We start from the raw sequence: 18,067 nt of genomic DNA, 5'->3' as shown, positions 1-18,067 counted from the left end.
GATGGACTACATAATCAAAAACGGCTGGATCGTAAATGGAAAGAATGAAAAGCCTTTTTACGGCGATCTGGCAGTAAAAAATGGTAAAATTGAGGAAGTGGGGGAGCACATTGAAGTCCCCTCTGACTTCTCCGGAAAATGTGTCCTGGATGCGGCCGGTGGGTATGTAACCCCCGGCTTTATTGACATTCACAGGCACGGCGACTGGCAGGCTTTTGGAAATGGTGATGATGAGCTTTTGAACAGGCAGGGGCTTACCACTGTGGTAAATGGAAACTGCGGACTGTCTGTGGCGCCAGTCGGGGAGAAGTTTAGAGAAGAGATTGCAGGTTTTTTGAGCAGCGTTACGGGAGAAGTTCGGCAGGGACAGGCAGACGTTATGTCAACCATGTCATCCTACCTGGCTGCTCTTTCCAAAGAGAAACGCAGCGTCAACACTGGAATGCTTGCCGGAAACGGAACCATTCGTGCCGGAGTAAAGGGCTATGCCCCCGGAAAGCTGTCTGATGAGGAAATGCACCAGGTTTGGAATGCATTGGAGGAATCCCTTGCAGCCGGCGCTCTTGGAGTCAGCCTTGGAGTCGCCTATGCACCGGAATTTGAATATGACAGGGATGGGCTTGCGCAGGCACTGCAGCCGTTGAAAGGAACTGGAATTCCCATTACCACCCATGTGCGCAACGAAGGGGACGGAATCCTTCTGGCTTTGCAGGAAGTGATTTCAGTAGCGGAGGAACTTCAGATTCCGCTGCATGTAAGCCATCTGAAATGCATCGGACAGAAAAACTGGGGCGATACGCCTGTGAAGATCCTGCAGCTGTTTGATCAGGCGGCAGAGCGGGGCGTGAAAGTGGATTTTGATCTGTATCCCTATCTGACAGGTACCACCCAGCTGGTACATCTGCTTCCTCCGCAGTTTCAGGAGGGCGGCACAGACGCCATCTGTGCGAGACTGGCAGACCCGGCATGCCGGAAGGAAATTACCAAAGTACTGCAGCAGCCCTCGGATATTTTTGAAAACATTGTGGAACTGGCTGGCTTTGAGCGGATTTATGCCAGTACCTTGCATACGCAGCAGTTTGGAAGCTATGCAGGCCAGTCCATTTCGGCTATTGCGAAGCAGCTGGGAAAAGATCCTTATGATACCCTTTACGACATTCTTCTTGCGGAGCGCTGTCAGGTTACCATGCTGGATACCATCGCCTCCGAGGAGGATATGCTTTATTTTCTGAAGGACAGCCGCGCAAACCTGATCTCCGATGCCATATATCCGGCTGGCGGAAAATATCATCCAAGAGTTTACGGCGCTTTTCCGAAGCTTCTAACCGATTATGTAAGAGACCGGAATGTTTTTTCCATAGAAGAAGCCGTGTATAAAATGACAGCAAAACCAGCCGCCGTTCTGGGCCTGAACCGTGGGATACTCCAAAAAGGAATGCCAGCAGATATAAACGTATTTCATCTGGACAAGCTTCAGATTCACGCAGATTTCCAGAACCCGGATCAGTACTGCACCGGATTTGATTACGTACTGGTTGGCGGGGAGATTGCAGTGGAGAAAGATCAGTACCGAAATTCAAAAAGCGGAGTACTCCAGAGACGCTCTGGAAATTGAAAAGGAAGGAAAGCCATGAAACTGACAGAAGAAAGAAAAGAGGAAGTCCTTGCTCTTTGCAAAAAACTGATTTCTATCCGAAGTTATTCCGGCGAGGAAAAGGGCGTTGCAGATGCACTGAAGGATTTCATGAAGGAGAAGAAATTTGACCAGATCACAACTGACAAATACGGAAATGTGATCGGACAGATCAAAGGCACGAAACCTGGCAGAAAAGTTTTGTTTGATGGACATATGGATACGGTTCCGGCAGACAATAAAGAGGTCTGGAGCCATGATCCTTTCGTGCCAGTGGTAGAGGACGGCAAATTATATGGAAGAGGAACCTCTGATATGAAAGGGGCTGTGGCGGCATTTTTCTGCGCAGCAGCATATTTCCTGGAAGACCACGGAAAGAATTTTGCCGGGGAAATCCATACAGCAGGTGTGGTTCACGAGGAATGCTTCGAGGGCGTAGCGGCCAGAAGTATCAGTGAACTGGTGAATCCAGACTATGTTGTGATCGGTGAAGCATCAGGGCTGAACATTAAGACCGGACAGCGGGGAAGGGCAGAAATCCTTCTGGAAACCTTTGGAAAAGCAGCTCATTCCGCAAACTCGGAAAAGGGCGTGAATGCGGTGAAGAAAATGTGCAGGCTGATCAGTGAATTAGACAAGCTTCAACCACCTGTCCATGAGCAGCTTGGAAAAGGAATCATGGAAGTGACGGATATTATTTCTTCCCCATATCCAGGAGCTTCGGTGGTGCCGGAGTACTGCCGTGCCACCCTGGACCGCCGGCTTCTCACCGGTGAGACGAAAGAAAGCGTCCTGGCTCCTGTTAAGGAACTGATTGCAAGGCTGGAAAAAGAAGATCCTCAGTTTTCGGCAAAGGCTTCCTTTTCTGTTGGAAAAGAGAAATGCTATACGGACGCGGAAATTCAGGGTGAGCGCTTTTTCCCGGGCTGGTACTATGATCCAAAAGAAGACTATATTCAGAAAATTCTTGGAAAAGTCCGGGAGGCAGGCTACGATCCGGAACTTACCCAGTATAGCTTTTGCACCAACGGCAGCCACTATGCAGGCGAAAAAGGAATTCCCACCATCGGACTTGGCCCTTCCAGGGAAGACCTGGCTCATACGGTGGATGAGTATGTGGAGCTGACTCAGCTTTTCGGGGGTGTGGAATGTTATTATGCGGTGATGGAGGCTTTGCTGCTGTAAGATGTTTCATGCCTGCCTGAGGTAGATCGGCAGCATATAAATGGAAAATTATGCCAGAATAGTTTTTGCTCATCTGTACATATTAGGAATACAAAGCAGCAGTATTTTCAGCTGAAAATATTCTTAAGAAAAGGAGACAGATGAGATGAAAAAAACAAAACGTATGCTCATAAGTGCTTTGCTGGTATTTACATTATGTATGCTTACCGCCTGCGGCAATAACAACAACGCGGCGGACGAGGTTCCAAACACCGCAAATGACGGTATAGATAACGTAGGAGATGGAGCCGCAGAGGACAACCTGACAGATGACGCGGACAATAATGGAAACGATGATGGAAACAACGGAACAGACGGTAACATGGCTGGCGATACAGCAGTACCGGATGATGCAAACACCGCAAATGACGGCACTGCAGTTCCTGGTAACAATGTAACCGAGAACAACAATTCCGTTTCCGGCGCCATTGGCGAGGGCGTGGAAGACTTAGGAGACGGTGTGGCAGACGGCGTCCGGGACATCGGGGAAGGTGTAGGAAATGCCGTGGAAGATGTTGGTGATGCGGCAGGCAATGCCGCAGACGGAAGATAAGGAGTAAGAGATAGCGCTGGATGAAGCAGATAAAAGCTTTGTTCAGCGCTTTATTTATATGCAGATCAATTAATATTTGCATAAGAATTAGTTGAATGCTATTATTAACAGAAGATTCAAGTAAATAATAGGTTTGACATCCAATGACAAGGAGGAAGATCATGAGATTTCGACCATGTATCGATATACATAACGGAAAAGTAAAACAGATCATAGGTGGAAGCCTTCGGGATACAGGAAACCAGGCACAGGAGAACTTTGTTTCCCAGCAGGACGGAGCCTTTTATGCATCTTTATATAAAGAAAAAGACCTGAAAGGCGGCCACATCATACTTCTGAACCGCGCAGATTCCGAATACTTTGAAGCAACCAGAAAGCAGGCCTTTCTTGCACTTGGCGCATATCCCGGCGGCCTGCAGCTTGGAGGCGGCGTAACCCCGGACAATGCTGCAGAATACTTAAATGCAGGCGCCAGCCATGTGATCGTCACCTCCTATGTTTTCCGCGACGGTCACATCTCCTGGGAAAACCTGGAGAAAATGGTACAGGCAGTAGGCAAAGAGCACCTGGTCCTGGATCTCAGCTGCCGGAAAAAAGGGAATGCCTACTACGTGGTCACAGACCGCTGGCAGAAATTTACAGAAGAACAGGTAACCTTGGACCTGATGGAAAAACTGGGCGGATACTGCGATGAATTTCTCATCCACGCAGTAGATGTGGAAGGCAAAGCCAAAGGCGTAGAAGTTCCCCTAGCAAAGCTGCTGGGCGAATATAAGGGACATCCAGTAACCTACGCAGGCGGCGTTGGCAGCATGGAAGACATCCAGATTCTGAAGCAGGCGGCCAGGGGAAAAGTGGATGTAACAGTGGGAAGCGCACTGGATCTGTTCGGTGGAACCATACCCTTTACAAATTTGATTGGAGAACTTTAATCCTACAGTTCTGACTATGTCAAACCTGACATAAAATAGAGTGGGAAAATTACAAGTGAGCGAAAATTTCGCTGCTTTTGGAAAAGTATCCGGCAAGTTTGTGAAAAAATTCGTAATTTTTTCAGAAAATGATGTTAATTTCTGAATTAATGTGTTATAATATAGCCATCAAACAGCAAAGGGGATGGAAGCATGAAATTCATTATCAGCGGAAAGAACATCACAGTGACAGACGGGCTTCGTACAGCAGTTGAGGACAAGCTCGGTAAACTGGAAAGGTATTTCACTCCTGACACTGAAGTTGTCGTAACTCTTAGTGTAGAAAAAGAAAGACAGAAAATTGAGGTGACGATCCCGGTTAAGGGCAACATCATCCGTTCCGAGCAGGTCAGCAACGACATGTATGTGTCAATCGACCTTGTTGAGGAAGTAATCGAACGTCAGCTCAGGAAATACAAGAACAAGATTGTAGACAAGCAGCAGGCAGCAGCCAGCTTCCAGAAGGCATACCTGGATAAGGAATATGAGGAGGATGAGGAAGTTAAGATCATCCGTACCAAGAAATTTGATATCAAGCCTATGTATCCGGAAGATGCATGTGTTCAGATGGAGCTTCTTGGACATAATTTCTTCGTATTCTGCAATGCAGAGACCGATCAGGTGAATGTTGTTTACAAACGTAAAGGCAGCACCTATGGATTAATTGAGCCGGAAGATTAAGGACAACAGCTTCCTAAATTGAAAATTAAATAGAGGAAATATGAGAGTCCCGGAGGCTATGCTTCCGGGACTTTTTACTCAAAGCAGCTTGCAGACGGACTTTTTCAAAACTGCTCTGAAGCAGGGAATTACGAAAGCTCTGCCAGCAGCTGCTTCGCAGATACTTTCATAACAGGCAGTTCCCGTCCGCTATAAGTGCTGTAGGCCAGGAATCCGGCGCCGTTTTCCAGGGGAATAGCACGGGTATGAATCTCCGGGTGAAGCACCAGAATATCCCGGAAGCTGCTCGTAATCCCTTCCCCGGTCAGCTTTCCCACGCTTTCCTTCATGGCCCAGATCCGGCAGAAATTAAGATCAGACTTCACAGATGCCTGTTCCTCATCCGTGCAGACCCTTTGCACAAGGAATGGCTTAGCAGGCGTCAGCTTCTGAATATCCAGCCCGATTTCTTCCCTGTGCAGTCCGCAGCCCACAAAGGATCCGCTGTGGCTGAGATTAAAAAAGGGCATATTTTTCCCGGCAAAAAAAGGTTTTCCTGAGGCGGTTTTCTGGAAATCCGGAATTTTTTTCGTTCCGTATTCCTGCCTCATTCCATAAGCCAGAAGAAGCCAGCCCACCGCGGACTGCTTCTGATCTGCAGCCTGCTTAAATCGCAGCACATATTCCCTTCGTTTTGGGGGCAGCAGAGGAAGGCCCCGTTCCAGCTGTTCTTGTGAAAAAATATCAAGTTCCTCGAAAAGATAGATCATTTGTCCAAATTCTCCTGAAAAAATTCATCTGATTTCCATTAGTATACCATATTATTTTCCATAAAACCTTTCAGACATAGTTTGTTCATCAAATATTTATTGTTTTCCTACGGAAAAAGTGCTAAAATAGGCTGGTATGTTAAACAAATTGTATAATATTACAGGAAAAGAAATCCGTCATATTCCACAATATGACATCTAAAAATATAGACAGGAGTTAAGAGCTAAATGAACATGTTTTCAAAAGTTTTCGGAAGCCGCAGTCAGAGAGAGGTTAAGCGTATCATGCCTCTCGTTAAGAAAATTGAAGACCTGCGTCCTGAAATGCAGAAATTAACCGATGAAGAACTTCGCGGTAAGACAAGAGAATATAAGAAACGTCTGGAAGAAGGAGCAACCTTGGATGACCTTCTGCCAGAGGCATTTGCTACCGTCCGTGAGGCTGCCAAGCGAGTACTTGGAATGGAGCACTTCGAGGTACAGCTGATCGGTGGTATCGTTCTTCATCAGGGACGTATCGCTGAGATGAAGACTGGTGAAGGTAAGACCCTGGTAGCCACACTTCCATCCTACCTGAATGCGCTGGAAGGCAAGGGCGTTCACGTTGTAACTGTCAATGATTACCTGGCTAAGCGTGATGCTGAGGAGATGGGACAGGTTCACAGATTCCTTGGTCTTACCGTTGGCGTTGTACTGAACGATATGAAGCCGGAAGAGCGCCGTGCAGCATACAACTGCGACATTACTTATGTTACCAATAACGAGCTTGGATTCGATTACCTTCGTGATAACATGGTTATCTACAAGGAGCAGCTGGTACAGCGTGATCTTCACTACTGTATCATCGATGAGGTCGACTCCATCCTGATTGATGAGGCGCGTACCCCTCTGATCATTTCCGGTCAGAGCGGCAAGTCCACCAAGCTGTATGAGGTCTGCGATATTCTTGCACAGCAGCTGGAGCGTGGAGAAGCCAGCCATGAGATGACCAAGATGGCAGCTATCATGGGCGAGGAAGTTATTGAGACCGGAGACTTCGTTGTAAATGAGAAAGACAAGATTGTCAACCTTACTGAGCAGGGTGTGAAGAAGGTTGAGAAATTCTTTAATATTGAGAACCTTGCAGATCCGGAGAACCTTGAGATCCAGCACAACATTATCCTTGCACTTCGTGCCCATAACCTGATGCACCGTGACCAGGATTACGTTGTAAAAGACGACGAGGTTATGATCGTCGATGAGTTTACCGGACGTATTATGCCGGGCCGCCGTTATTCTGACGGACTTCATCAGGCAATCGAGGCGAAGGAGCATGTTAAGGTAAAACGTGAGAGCAAGACTCTTGCAACCATCACCTTCCAGAACTTCTTCAACAAATACGATAAGAAAGGCGGTATGACCGGTACTGCCCTTACCGAGGAGAAGGAGTTCCGTGATATCTACGCAATGGACGTTGTTGAGATTCCGACCAACAAGCCTGTTCAGCGTAAGGATTTAGATGATGCGGTATACATGACCAAGAAGGAGAAATTCAACGCGGTTGTTCAGTCCGTTAAGGAAGCTCATGAGAAACAGCAGCCAGTTCTGGTTGGTACCATCACCATCGAGACTTCCGAGCTTCTCAGCCGTATGCTGAAGAGAGAAGGAATCCAGCACAATGTACTGAATGCCAAGTTCCATGAGCTTGAGGCTGAGATCGTAGCACAGGCTGGTCAGGCAGGTGCCGTTACCATCGCAACCAACATGGCAGGCCGTGGTACAGATATTAAGCTGGATGACGTGGCAAGAGCTGCCGGCGGTCTGAAGATCATCGGTACAGAGCGTCATGAATCCAGACGTATTGATAACCAGCTCCGTGGACGTTCCGGACGTCAGGGAGATCCGGGAGAATCCCGTTTTTACATTTCCCTTGAGGATGACCTGATGCGTCTGTTCGGTTCCGAGCGTCTGATGAAGGTATTTACTTCCCTTGGAGTTGCAGAGAACGAGCAGATCGAGCACAAGATGCTTTCCAATGCTATTGAGAAGGCACAGGAGAAGATTGAGTTCAACAACTTTGGTATCCGTAAGAATCTTCTTGATTACGACCAGGTAAATAATGAGCAGCGTGAGATCATCTACAAGGAGCGCCGTCAGGTTCTTGATGGAGAGAACATGCGCGATGCCATCTACAAGATGATCACAGATATTGTAGACAATGCAGTGGATATGTGCTTTTCTGATGATGTGGATGCAGAAGAGTGGGATCTGAACGAGTTCAATACCGTTCTTCGCCAGATCATCCCGATCGAGCCTCTTACTCCTGAGAAAGTAAAAGGCAAGAAAAAGAATGAGATGAAGCATCTTATTAAGGAAGAGGCTGTGAAGCTTTATGAAGCCAAGGAGTCTGAGTTCCCGGAGCCGGAGCAGCTGCGTGAGCTTGAGCGTGTCATCCTTCTGAAGAGTATTGACAGCAAGTGGATGGATCACATTGATGATATGGAGATCCTTCGCCAGGGTATCGGCCTGACTGCTTATGGCCAGAGAGATCCGGTTGTTGAGTACAAGATGGCTGCATTTGATATGTTCAACAGCATGATTACTTCCATTCAGGAAGATACAGTCAGAATGCTGTATCATGTTCATGTTGAGCAGAGGATTGAGCGTGAGCAGGTTGCTAAGGTTACCGGAACCAACAAGGACGATTCCAGTGCCCGCAAGCCAGTTCAGCGTAAAGAGATCAAGGTTTACCCGAACGATCCGTGCCCATGCGGAAGCGGCAAGAAATACAAACAGTGCTGCGGCAGAAAAACAGCTAATGTTTAATTTCGTATAAAATAAAGAGCGAATTTCTGGAGAATAGATGTCTCTGGAAAGTCGCTCTTTTTATTTATTTAGATTCCCGGACGCGGTTTTACAATGTATATTCACCGCCGTGCGTCGCAGCGTTCCTGAAATGCACGGCTACATGAATATACATTGTAAAGCCGCTGGTTATCGGTAATGAGAATAGGAAAAAAAGCAATTTACTAATTTACTGTAGTTGGCTGGGGGCGGAGCCGAATTGCTTTTTGTAGGCGCGGGAGAAGGTGGTGTAGTCGGAGAAGCCGCTGAGCTGGGCTGCTTTTAAGACGGGGGTTCCCTCGGCAATTTGGGTACGAGCAAGGAGCAGGCGCTTGCTTACGATGTAGTTGTGGATGGTGTAGCCGGTTTCTTCTTTGAATTTGCGCATCATGTGGTACTTGCTGAGATAGTATTTCCGGGCAAGGGTTTCGATGGAGAGGTCTTCGGTCAGATTGTGGTTGATGTAGCGGAGAAGCTCTTCAATCTGGGAGTCGCTGCTGTAGGAGCGGGTGTCGTAGATGTATTGCTTCTCCAGGAAAATGCGGTTTACATAAACCATGAACTGGGTGAAAAGGGCAGTGCCAAGAAGATCACTTCCGAATTTTTCATCCTTCAGGGCGGCCTCCAGTTCGTAGAGCAGCTGCTTTAATTTTTCCTGAGTGCCAGAGTCCAGACGGATCAGATTGAAGCTGCGGTCGATGGCCTTCTGGAAGCAGCGAAGCAGGTCAGTCTGGGCAAGATCGTCCCGGATCCAAAGCACGAAACGCTCATAAGGAACGGAAAAATCAATCTCCGGCTTGTGGATGGCATGCCGGTTCACAAGAAGAATATCCCAGGGCTTCAGATAGTAGGATTTTCCCTCAATGTGGTAAGCTGCCTTGCCGGACAGAAAGATGATGACCTTGTGAAAATCATGATAATGGTAGGCGAAGGTGCGCTTGGTCTGATCCTTGATATGAAAAAGCCGGAATTCCTGATCCAGATATCCGGTTTTTTCTGTAGAAATCTCAGCAGCCGATGCTATGGAAATTTCGGAGGTATCTAATGGTTTGTTTTGCATGCTCTCACTCCTTTTTCTTATTTTATTCCAAAAGCTTTCCTGGCACAACCACAAAATTGCATTTTTTGCAATATAATCCGCAATTTCTCCTATATACATTGGAAAAATAAACGATATACTAGATAGTAGATAAAAACGTGACGGAAATCAAAATTCTGATAAGAAGGGGAATAAAACAATGAGAGACAGCATTATCATGACGAAATATCAGGGCTTTGGAAATGATTATCTGGTGCTTGACGCAAACAAAAACCAGCTGCAGCTTCAGGGCAAAAAAATTGCTCTTCTTTGCCAGCGCGGCTTCGGACTTGGAGCAGACGGTGTTCTGTACGGTCCAGTTGAAATAAATGGAAAAATGGGAATGCGCATTTTCAACTCCGATGGAAGCGAGGCTGCCATCAGCGGAAACGGTGTGTGCATTTTTGCAAAATACCTCATGGACAATGAATATGTGAAAGAGAAAAAATTCGCCATCGAAACCTTATCCGGAACCATCGAAGTAGAATGCCTAAACGCCAGAGCAACGGAATTCCGTGTGAACATGGGCAAGGCATCTTTCCTTTCCAAAGAAATTCCGGTAACAGGAGAAATCCGCGAGGTGATCGACGAGCCGTTCACCTTTAAGGGAAAAGAATACAAGGCAACCTGTCTCACCGTAGGAAATCCGCACTGCATTCTGTTCATGGATCAGGTAACACCTGAGAAAGTGAAAGAACTTGGACCATATGTAGAAAATGCAGAGGAATTCCCGGAAAAAGTAAACTTACAGATCTGCCGCCAGATCGATAAGGGCAACCTGGACATCGAAATCTGGGAGCGCGGCTCCGGTTACACCAAAGCTTCCGGAACAGGAAGCTGCGCAGCAGCCATTGCCGCATACAAAAAAGGCCTCATGGAAAATCGCATCAACGTAAACCAGCCAGGCGGCATGATCCAGATCGACATCAAAGACGACGGAACCATTTTCATGACAGGAACGGTTGGATACATTGCAGATGTAAGTGTAGCAGAGAGCTTTTTCTCTTAAGACAGATTTGAAAAAAGATTTTCTATCAGATATATAAGAACTAAAGTATAGTCCCAAGTTTTTATTCAACACACAGCATCTGGGTCTGGCATATTCCTAAGCTGGTCATTAAGAGCGCGCCGACCAGCGTGGAATATGCCAGGCCCAGATGCGTACGGGACGATTCATTCATGGAATCCTCTTCAGCACTTCGCGTGTCAGCACCCCAATCAGCAGCCCCGTGACAACTCCCGACACCATCAGTGCCGGCGCATAATAATACAGCAGCCCAACCGTATGCGTCGCCAGAATCGCCACCATCAGCTGTCCAATATTATGGGAAACACCTCCAGCCACACTCACGCCCAGATGCCCGAATCCCACCTTATTTTTCACAAAAACCATCACAGCCAGACTAAGAGCTGCCCCCGCCAGACTATACATAATACTGGATCCATTTCCAAACAGAAATCCAACAACAAAAATCCGCACCAGCGAAACCAGCGCCGCCTCTTTCCAGGTATACCGCTCCAGCACAAAAAGCACTGCCAGATTGGCAAGCCCCAGCTTCATCCCCGGAATCCCCGCGAAAAACGGAATCAACGACTCCACATATCCAAAAATAATCGCAATCGCCGCAAACAACCCAAGATAAGCTGTTTTCTTCTGATCCATAATCCTATACTACAGCGTCAAATCCACCATCAGAATCCTGTGGATCTGCATCGCCCTCTCCCTCTCCCTGAATTACTACTTTGTTAGGCAGACATACAATATACCCACCCGCACTTCCAACTGCCGGCTGCTTCATGCAAAGATGATCCGGACAGTTGGCTTCTGTCATCTTCACTTCCCCGTTTTTGATCTCACACACATTGGTATCCCCAATGGCAATCACCTGGTCTTTCCCAAGAGAATAAGTACCGTAAAGCTCCCCATCCACTGTAATCTGGATGGACCCGTATTTCACGTGGGGAAGCACATACACATAAACACAAAGAAGAACCGAAACCGCCAGAAGCGCCCCGATAAATATAAATTCTTTTTTCTTCAAATAAGCTACCTCATTTTTCAAAATTTCGAATACATACCGGTACAGCGAAAGTGAAGCTCCTGCATAGATGCAGTCAGTATGGAATCGTTGCTGTACAAATCCATGATAAAAGAAAAAGTTTCATATTTCAAGTCATAGTAAGGCCTGTTTTTAGAAAATGTTGCAGCAGTCTGTCCTGCACTGCCGCTTTTTATTGTAATTCTGCCTCAAATATGCTATTGTATAGTTTGAAAGTCTGTGTGCCGCCGGGCAAAGGCATGAAGAAACCTTGTATCCAGTGGGCGGCATTGTTGGAGAAATATAAGAAAGAAGGTGAAGCTATGGTTGAATTAGACCAGTTCAAGAGCATTCTTGCAACATACACAGAACCATTAGTGGAAGTGAGGGATTCACTTTGACCTGGCTAACAAAGAAAAGCGGGTTGAAGAATTAGAGCGCGAAATGGAAGCGCCTGATTTCTGGGACAATGCAGAAGTATCCCAGAAGAAAATGAAAGATTTAAAGAGCATGAAGGACGACATGGAAACCTATCAGAATCTGATCACCCAGAAAGAAGATATGGAGACCCTGATCGAGATGAGCTATGAGGAAAATGATCCGTCCATGATCGAGGAGATCCAGGAAATGTTAACCGAGTTCCAGGCTCAGTTTGACAGCATCCGCGTGAAGACTCTTCTCTCCGGAGAGTATGACAGCGAGAATGCCATCATTAAGCTGAATGCAGGAGCCGGCGGAACAGAAGCCTGCGACTGGTGCAGCATGCTGTACCGTATGTACACACGCTGGGCTGAGCGCAAGGGCTTTTCCATCGAAGTACTGGACTATCTGGATGGAGATGAAGCTGGTGTGAAATCCGTTACTTTCCAGGTAAACGGAGAGAACGCATACGGACTTCTGAAGTCTGAGAAAGGAGTTCACCGTCTGGTCCGTATTTCCCCGTTCAACGCAGCTGGAAAGCGTCAGACCTCTTTCGTATCCTGCGATGTAATGCCGGATATTGAGAAAGACCTGGATGTAGAGATCAACGACGAGGATATCCGAATTGATACCTACCGAAGCAGCGGTGCCGGCGGACAGCACATCAACAAGACCTCATCTGCGATCCGTATCACCCATTTCCCAACGGGAATCGTGGTACAGTGTCAGAATGAGCGTTCTCAGCATATGAATAAAGACAAGGCTATGCAGATGCTGAAAGCCAAGCTGTATCTTCTGAAGCAGCAGGAAGCAGAGGCCAAGCTTTCCGGAATCCGCGGTGAGGTAACCGACATCGGCTGGGGCAACCAGATCCGTTCTTACGTTATGCAGCCATACACCATGGTTAAGGATCACCGTACCAACGAGGAAACCGGAAATGTAGATGCAGTTATGGACGGTGCAATTGATATTTTCATCAATGCATATCTGAAATGGATCGCACTTGCGAAGAAACCGGCAGAACAATAAGTAAGAACAGCAGCTGCCAGGTACAGTTCATAGCGGAAAAGGAAGCGCAGAATGCCAAAGACAACAGATAAGAACAAGTATTTTGTAGTAAGAGAGCGGGCTGTGCCTGAGGTGCTGCTGAATGTGGTAGCTGCCAAGAAGCTTCTGGAATCAAAGCGTGTGGCTACTGTTCAGGAAGCAGCAGATGCTGTTGGAATCAGCCGGAGTTCTTTTTATAAATATAAAGATGATATTTTCCCCTTTCACGAAGAAGCCAAGGGAAAAACTATCACATTTATTATACAGATGGATGACGAGCCTGGAATCCTGTCCAATGTTCTTCGCGCAATCGCACAGAACCACGGAAATATTCTGACCATTCATCAGAGTATTCCCATCAGCGGAATCGCCACTCTTACTTTAAGCGTGCAGATCCTTCAGGGTGAAGGAGATGCAGAGGCAATGGTGGACGACATTGAGCAGATGGAAGGAATCCATTATTTAAAAATTTTAGGCAGGGAGTAACGGACAGATGATAAATATTGCAGTGTTAGGATATGGCACAGTTGGAAGCGGCGTAGTAGAAGTATTCCGTACTAATCATGAAACCATTAACAAAAGAGCCGGGGAAGAAATTAAGATTAAATATGTTCTTGATCTTCGTGATTTCCCAGGGGATCCGGTTGAGGAGATTCTTGTTCATGATTTTGAGCAGATCGTAAATGACCCGGAAGTAGATATTGTAGTGGAAGTTATGGGTGGAACAGGTGCTGCCTATAATTTTACAAAGAGATCCCTTGAAGCTGGCAAGAGCGTGTGTACTTCCAATAAGGCACTGGTTGCCAAATACGGACCGGAGCTTATGGAAATTGCCAAAGAGAAAGAGATTAACTTTCTTTTTGAAGCAAGCTGCGGTGGCGGAATTCCTATTATCCGTGCTTTGAACAGTTCTCTTACAGCAGATGTGGTTGATGAAGTTACCGGAATTCTTAATGGGACCACCAACTATATGCTGGATAAAATGAATACAGAGGGAGCTGATTTTAATACCGTATTAAAGGAAGCCCAGGAGAAAGGATATGCAGAAGCAGATCCAACCGCTGATGTGGAAGGACAGGATGCATGCCGTAAGATAGCAATTCTTTCTTCACTGGCATATGGCAGATTCCTGGATTTTGAGAAGGTTTATACAGAGGGAATTACAAAAATCACACCAGAGGATATGGAATATGCAAGGGAGATGGGAAGAAATATTAAGCTTCTTGGTACCAGCAAGAGAGTTGGAGAAGATTCCTTCTATGCACTTGTGGCACCATTCCTGGTAGGAAAGAATAATCCTCTTCACAGTGTAAACGGCGTGTTCAACAGTATTTTCGTTCATGGAAATATGCTGGGAGATGCTATGTTCTACGGAAGCGGAGCAGGCAAGCTTCCTACTGCAAGTGCAGTTGTTGCTGACGTTGTGGAGGCTTCCAGACATCTTCACGATACAATTCCTGTTAACTGGAGCAATGAAGAGATGACCCTTATGGATCCGGATTCTGTAGAGGGACGTTTCTTTGTCCGTGTAAAAGATACCTCTTTGGATGATGTGGACAAGGCATTTGGAAAAGTGGATGCAGTGATTGAGCCGGATGCACTTCCGGAAGAGTTTGGCTTTATTACCGGACTTATGACACAGGGCGAGTATAAAGAGCGGGTTAAGGCACTTGGTGATAATGTACTTGGAATGATCCGTGTAAAAGACTGACCCCTTTGTGAAAGGAAAAACTATGCTGATCGTTAAGAAATTCGGAGGTACTTCTGTAGCAGACAAGGAGCGTATGTTCAATGTTGCAAATCGTTGTATCGAAGAATACAAAAAAGGAAATGACGTAGTGGTGGTTTTATCAGCCATGGGTAAATATACAGATGAGCTGATCAGTAAGGCTCGTGATATGGACGAGAGACCGCCTAAGCGTGAAATGGATATGCTGCTTACTATTGGAGAGCAGATGTCTGTATCTCTGATGGCTATGGCCATGCATACACTTGGCGTTCCTGCCATTTCCCTGAATGCATTTCAGGTGACCATGCATACTACAAGCAGCCATCAGAATGCAAGACTGAAAAGAATCGATACAGAGCGCATCCGCCGTGAACTAGATGCACGCAGAATCGTAATTGTCACAGGCTTCCAGGGGGTAGATAAGTATGACGATTATACTACTCTTGGAAGAGGCGGCTCTGATACCACAGCAGTGGCGCTGGCAGCAGCACTTCATGCAGACGCCTGCGAGATTTATACAGATGTGGACGGCGTATACACAGCCGATCCGCGTAAGGTTCCAACTGCCAGAAAGCTTAAAGAAATCACCTACGATGAGATGCTGGATCTGGCGACTTCAGGAGCGGGCGTGCTTCACAACCGTTCTGTGGAAATGGCAAAGAAATACGGAGTGCCCCTTGTGGTCCGCTCCAGCCTGAATAACAGTGAAGGAACGGTAGTTAAGGAGGTAGTTAGCGTGGAAAGAATGTTAATCAGCGGCGTTGCGCTGGATACAGATGCTGTGAGAATTGCAGTGCTGGGTCTTCGCGATGTGCCTGGTGTTGCATTTAAAGTATTTGATACTCTTGCAAAGAAAAATATAAATGTAGATGTTATCCTGCAGTCTATTGGACGCTCAGGAACTAAAGATATTTCATTTACAGTAAATAAAGATGATCTGGAGGATGCGGTTGCCACTCTGGAAGAGCATAAGGATCGCCTTGGCTTTAAAGAGCTTCATTCAGAAAGGGGCATTGCCAAGCTTTCCATTGTAGGTTCAGGTATGCTCAGTAATCCGGGAGTAGCTGCAAAAATGTTTGAGAGCCTTTATAATGAGGGCGTAAACATCAACATGATCTCCACATCTGAGATCCGTATTACGGTTCTGATTAGCGAGAAAGATGGTGTCCGCGCCATGAATGCGGTTCATGATGCATTTGGTCTTGCAGACTGATGCAAAAAGGGAGGGAAATATGAGTAGTTATGTGATTAGCTGCTGTTCTACAGCAGATCTTACAAAAGAACATTTTGCCAAGAGAAATATTTCCTATATCTGCTTTCATTATGAGCTGAACGGCCAACAATATGCAGATGATCTGGGGCAGTCTATGCCATTTGACCAGTTCTACAAGGCAATGCAGGATGGTGCCACGACCAAGACATCCCAGATAAACGCAGATGAATTTACAGAGTATTTTGAAGGCTTTCTTAAAGAAGGCAAGGATATTCTTCATGTATGCCTGTCCTCTGGTATTACCGGAGTTGTAAATTCTGCAAATATTGCAAGGGAAGAGTTGTCTGAAAAATATCCTGACAGGAAAATTTTGATCGTGGATTCTCTTGGGGCATCTTCCGGATACGGACTTCTTATGGATCGCCTGGCAGATTTGAGGGATGAGGGCAAAACCATAGAAGAGGTTTATCAGTGGGCAGAGGCGCATAAACTGAATCTGCATCATTGGTTTTTTTCCACAGATCTGACCTTCTACATCAGAGGAGGCCGTATTTCCAAAACAAGCGGATTTTTTGGCACAATGCTGAATATTTGTCCGCTTTTGAATATGGATGATCAGGGAAGACTGATTCCAAGATATAAGATTCGTACCAAGAAAAAAGTGATTCGTGCTATTGTGGACAAAATGGAAGAATATGCAGAGGGTGGTCTTGATTACTCCGGTAAATGCTATATTTCTCAGTCTGCCTGCATTGAAGATGCAAGAGAAGTTGCAAGACTGGTAGAGGAGCGTTTTCCTAAGCTTAACGGAAAGGTTGAGATCAACAGCATTGGAACTACCATTGGAAGCCATACAGGTCCAGGCACTGTGGCCTTGTTTTTCTGGGGAAGCAAGAGAACTGCATAGTTGGGGACTGTTTCCCCAATTTTAAACACGCTCTGATTTTCAGGCCGGGATGTACTAAAATCCCGGCTTGCTGTTTCACTGCAAAGGAGAATGATCATTATGAAAAAAAGAAGAACAAAGGAGATAAAGCAGCAGGCGAAAATGGCACTGCAGGGACATTTAGGTACTGTTATTTTAGGACTTCTGGCAGTATACGGCTTGAATATGCTGGGAACGATCCTGTCTACAACGCTGTTCTCAGGAACTTCAGTGCTTGATCTTGTTCTGAGTGAGGTGTTTTTGCTGGTTGTATCTCTGATCGTGGGTATCATAACAGCAGGATTTGGATATATGCTTCTGAATATTTCCAGAGGAAAAGAATTCTCACTGGGTGATCTTGGATATTTTTTCCGAAATCAGCCAGACAGAGTCATCATTGCCGGATTTGTGCTGGCACTGATCCAGGTGATCACAGCCATTCCCTACTATTATGTAAGCTATACCACAGATCCGGGACTAACAGTGGAGGAACAGCTTCAGTGGTTTTCTACTATATTCGTACTTCTGGCAGTCAGCACTTTGCTGAATTTCCTGATTTCCATTCCGTTTGCCATGACCTATTTTCTGATGGCAGATGATCCGGATCTTGGGGGAATTCAGGGGCTGAAAGAGAGTGCACGCCTGATGAAGGGCAATATGTGGAGATATATCAAGCTGAATCTCAGCTTTGTCCCGCTTTTGTTTTTATCTGTATTTACTTTTTATATTGCACTGTTCTGGATCATGCCGTATATGGAGATGTCGCTGGTTACCTTTTACCGGGATCTGAACGGCGAGCTGGATCACAGACTGCCGGGAGACGGGTACTATGGCGGAAGCGGCAGCTTTTATAATGGATACAATGCAGGCAGTGATGATCCGGGAAACGGATATGATTCGGAGAATCAAAGCGGTTACAGGAATGACCGTGAGGATGATTATAATTCGGAAGCATAAAAGATGCTGCAGAAGTATTTTGCAG

17 protein-coding genes are annotated in these 18,067 nt (G+C 46.3%); 13 read left to right on the top strand and 4 right to left on the bottom strand.

From position 1 onward, the window contains the following. The first annotated feature begins 1 nt into the window (after position 1). From OCV70_RS02550 to hpf, 5 genes are all read left to right on the top strand, one after another. Positions 2 to 1,615, top strand: a complete 1,614-nt coding sequence (locus OCV70_RS02550; RefSeq protein ID WP_173765655.1) for an N-acyl-D-amino-acid deacylase family protein — start codon at positions 2 to 4, stop codon at positions 1,613 to 1,615. Positions 1,616 to 1,630: 15 nt separating this feature from the next. After that, positions 1,631 to 2,818, top strand: a complete 1,188-nt coding sequence (locus OCV70_RS02545; RefSeq protein WP_173765657.1) for a YgeY family selenium metabolism-linked hydrolase — start codon at positions 1,631 to 1,633, stop codon at positions 2,816 to 2,818. A gap of 145 nt (positions 2,819 to 2,963) precedes the next feature. After that, a complete protein-coding gene (locus OCV70_RS02540; RefSeq protein ID WP_117851217.1) occupies positions 2,964 to 3,410 on the top strand; it encodes a hypothetical protein in 447 nt (148 codons plus the stop codon). A 161-nt stretch (positions 3,411 to 3,571) separates the two neighbouring features. Further along, positions 3,572 to 4,342: a phosphoribosylformimino-5-aminoimidazole carboxamide ribotide isomerase gene (hisA, locus tag OCV70_RS02535; RefSeq protein ID WP_021925705.1), complete on the top strand. Its 771-nt coding sequence runs from the start codon at positions 3,572 to 3,574 to the stop codon at positions 4,340 to 4,342. Between the two features lie 192 nt (positions 4,343 to 4,534). Next, entirely contained in the window at positions 4,535 to 5,062 is a 528-nt protein-coding gene (gene hpf / locus OCV70_RS02530) for a ribosome hibernation-promoting factor, HPF/YfiA family (protein WP_021925704.1), read from the top strand. A gap of 128 nt (positions 5,063 to 5,190) precedes the next feature. On the opposite strand, the gene OCV70_RS02525 is transcribed toward hpf, so the two are convergent. Beyond that, on the bottom strand, positions 5,191 to 5,811 hold the full coding sequence (locus OCV70_RS02525) for a 4'-phosphopantetheinyl transferase family protein (protein WP_173765659.1): 621 nt from the start codon (positions 5,809 to 5,811) through the stop codon (positions 5,191 to 5,193). 228 nt (positions 5,812 to 6,039) lie between these two features. On the opposite strand from OCV70_RS02525, the gene secA reads away from it, so the two are divergent. Further along, the gene (gene secA, locus OCV70_RS02520) at positions 6,040 to 8,616 is read left to right on the top strand and encodes a preprotein translocase subunit SecA (protein ID WP_173765661.1); all 2,577 of its coding nucleotides are present in this window, start codon (positions 6,040 to 6,042) and stop codon (positions 8,614 to 8,616) included. Positions 8,617 to 8,824: 208 nt separating this feature from the next. On the opposite strand, the gene OCV70_RS02515 is transcribed toward secA, so the two are convergent. Then, positions 8,825 to 9,694: a helix-turn-helix domain-containing protein gene (locus OCV70_RS02515; protein ID WP_117851208.1), complete on the bottom strand. Its 870-nt coding sequence runs from the start codon at positions 9,692 to 9,694 to the stop codon at positions 8,825 to 8,827. Between the two features lie 178 nt (positions 9,695 to 9,872). Between OCV70_RS02515 and dapF the strand changes: the two genes are divergently transcribed. Further along, positions 9,873 to 10,721 (top strand): diaminopimelate epimerase, encoded by an 849-nt coding sequence (gene dapF, locus OCV70_RS02510; protein WP_021925700.1) that lies wholly within the window; start codon positions 9,873 to 9,875, stop codon positions 10,719 to 10,721. A 168-nt stretch (positions 10,722 to 10,889) separates the two neighbouring features. Here the strand turns inward: dapF and OCV70_RS02505 are convergent, their stop codons facing one another. Together OCV70_RS02505 and OCV70_RS02500 are read right to left on the bottom strand one after the other, a co-directional pair. After that, positions 10,890 to 11,375, bottom strand: coding sequence for a Gx transporter family protein (locus tag OCV70_RS02505; protein ID WP_021925699.1), 486 nt, complete (start codon positions 11,373 to 11,375; stop codon positions 10,890 to 10,892). A gap of 4 nt (positions 11,376 to 11,379) precedes the next feature. Continuing rightward, positions 11,380 to 11,754, bottom strand: coding sequence for a NusG domain II-containing protein (locus OCV70_RS02500; RefSeq protein ID WP_021925698.1), 375 nt, complete (start codon positions 11,752 to 11,754; stop codon positions 11,380 to 11,382). A gap of 320 nt (positions 11,755 to 12,074) precedes the next feature. Here OCV70_RS02500 and prfB point away from each other — a divergent pair. From prfB to OCV70_RS02470, 6 genes are all read left to right on the top strand, one after another. Next, positions 12,075 to 13,200, top strand: a protein-coding gene (gene prfB, locus OCV70_RS02495; protein ID WP_173765736.1) for a peptide chain release factor 2 whose coding sequence is annotated in 2 segments (ribosomal slippage) — positions 12,075 to 12,149 and positions 12,151 to 13,200 — 1,125 coding nt in all. Because the reading frame shifts where the segments join, the coding sequence is not laid out codon by codon here. Positions 13,201 to 13,251: 51 nt separating this feature from the next. Beyond that, positions 13,252 to 13,704 carry an ACT domain-containing protein gene (locus tag OCV70_RS02490; RefSeq protein ID WP_021925696.1) on the top strand — a complete coding sequence of 151 codons (453 nt, stop codon included), beginning with the start codon at positions 13,252 to 13,254 and terminating at the stop codon, positions 13,702 to 13,704. Between the two features lie 7 nt (positions 13,705 to 13,711). Further along, the gene (locus tag OCV70_RS02485; RefSeq protein ID WP_021925695.1) at positions 13,712 to 14,929 is read left to right on the top strand and encodes a homoserine dehydrogenase; all 1,218 of its coding nucleotides are present in this window, start codon (positions 13,712 to 13,714) and stop codon (positions 14,927 to 14,929) included. A gap of 22 nt (positions 14,930 to 14,951) precedes the next feature. Then, a complete protein-coding gene (locus OCV70_RS02480) occupies positions 14,952 to 16,160 on the top strand; it encodes an aspartate kinase (RefSeq protein WP_021925694.1) in 1,209 nt (402 codons plus the stop codon). A gap of 19 nt (positions 16,161 to 16,179) precedes the next feature. Next, complete coding sequence (locus OCV70_RS02475; protein ID WP_021925693.1) at positions 16,180 to 17,067, top strand: DegV family protein; 888 nt, start codon at positions 16,180 to 16,182, stop codon at positions 17,065 to 17,067. Positions 17,068 to 17,166: 99 nt separating this feature from the next. Next, positions 17,167 to 18,042, top strand: coding sequence for a DUF975 family protein (locus tag OCV70_RS02470; protein ID WP_021925692.1), 876 nt, complete (start codon positions 17,167 to 17,169; stop codon positions 18,040 to 18,042). The last annotated feature ends 25 nt before the right edge of the window (positions 18,043 to 18,067 follow it).

The organism is Blautia acetigignens (assembly GCF_025566865.1).
GTDB lineage: Bacteria > Bacillota > Clostridia > Lachnospirales > Lachnospiraceae > Blautia_A > Blautia_A acetigignens.
The sequence above is the reverse complement of the archived record's forward strand: the minus strand, read 5'-3'. Positions and strand labels throughout refer to the sequence as shown.

Bases quoted from the DNA above. Each gene is read 5' to 3' on its own strand.
- hisA (WP_021925705.1), top strand. From the start codon at position 3,572: ATGAGATTTCGACCATGTATCGATATACATAACGGAAAAGTAAAACAG.
- OCV70_RS02550 (WP_173765655.1), top strand. From the start codon at position 2: ATGGACTACATAATCAAAAACGGCTGGATCGTAAATGGAAAGAATGAA.
- OCV70_RS02480 (WP_021925694.1), top strand. From the start codon at position 14,952: ATGCTGATCGTTAAGAAATTCGGAGGTACTTCTGTAGCAGACAAGGAG.
- OCV70_RS02515 (WP_117851208.1), bottom strand. From the start codon at position 9,694: ATGCAAAACAAACCATTAGATACCTCCGAAATTTCCATAGCATCGGCT.
- OCV70_RS02505 (WP_021925699.1), bottom strand. From the start codon at position 11,375: ATGGATCAGAAGAAAACAGCTTATCTTGGGTTGTTTGCGGCGATTGCG.
- dapF (WP_021925700.1), top strand. From the start codon at position 9,873: ATGAGAGACAGCATTATCATGACGAAATATCAGGGCTTTGGAAATGAT.
- OCV70_RS02545 (WP_173765657.1), top strand. From the start codon at position 1,631: ATGAAACTGACAGAAGAAAGAAAAGAGGAAGTCCTTGCTCTTTGCAAA.
- OCV70_RS02485 (WP_021925695.1), top strand. From the start codon at position 13,712: ATGATAAATATTGCAGTGTTAGGATATGGCACAGTTGGAAGCGGCGTA.
- OCV70_RS02525 (WP_173765659.1), bottom strand. From the start codon at position 5,811: ATGATCTATCTTTTCGAGGAACTTGATATTTTTTCACAAGAACAGCTG.
- OCV70_RS02540 (WP_117851217.1), top strand. From the start codon at position 2,964: ATGAAAAAAACAAAACGTATGCTCATAAGTGCTTTGCTGGTATTTACA.
- OCV70_RS02475 (WP_021925693.1), top strand. From the start codon at position 16,180: ATGAGTAGTTATGTGATTAGCTGCTGTTCTACAGCAGATCTTACAAAA.
- secA (WP_173765661.1), top strand. From the start codon at position 6,040: ATGAACATGTTTTCAAAAGTTTTCGGAAGCCGCAGTCAGAGAGAGGTT.
- hpf (WP_021925704.1), top strand. From the start codon at position 4,535: ATGAAATTCATTATCAGCGGAAAGAACATCACAGTGACAGACGGGCTT.
- OCV70_RS02490 (WP_021925696.1), top strand. From the start codon at position 13,252: ATGCCAAAGACAACAGATAAGAACAAGTATTTTGTAGTAAGAGAGCGG.
- OCV70_RS02470 (WP_021925692.1), top strand. From the start codon at position 17,167: ATGAAAAAAAGAAGAACAAAGGAGATAAAGCAGCAGGCGAAAATGGCA.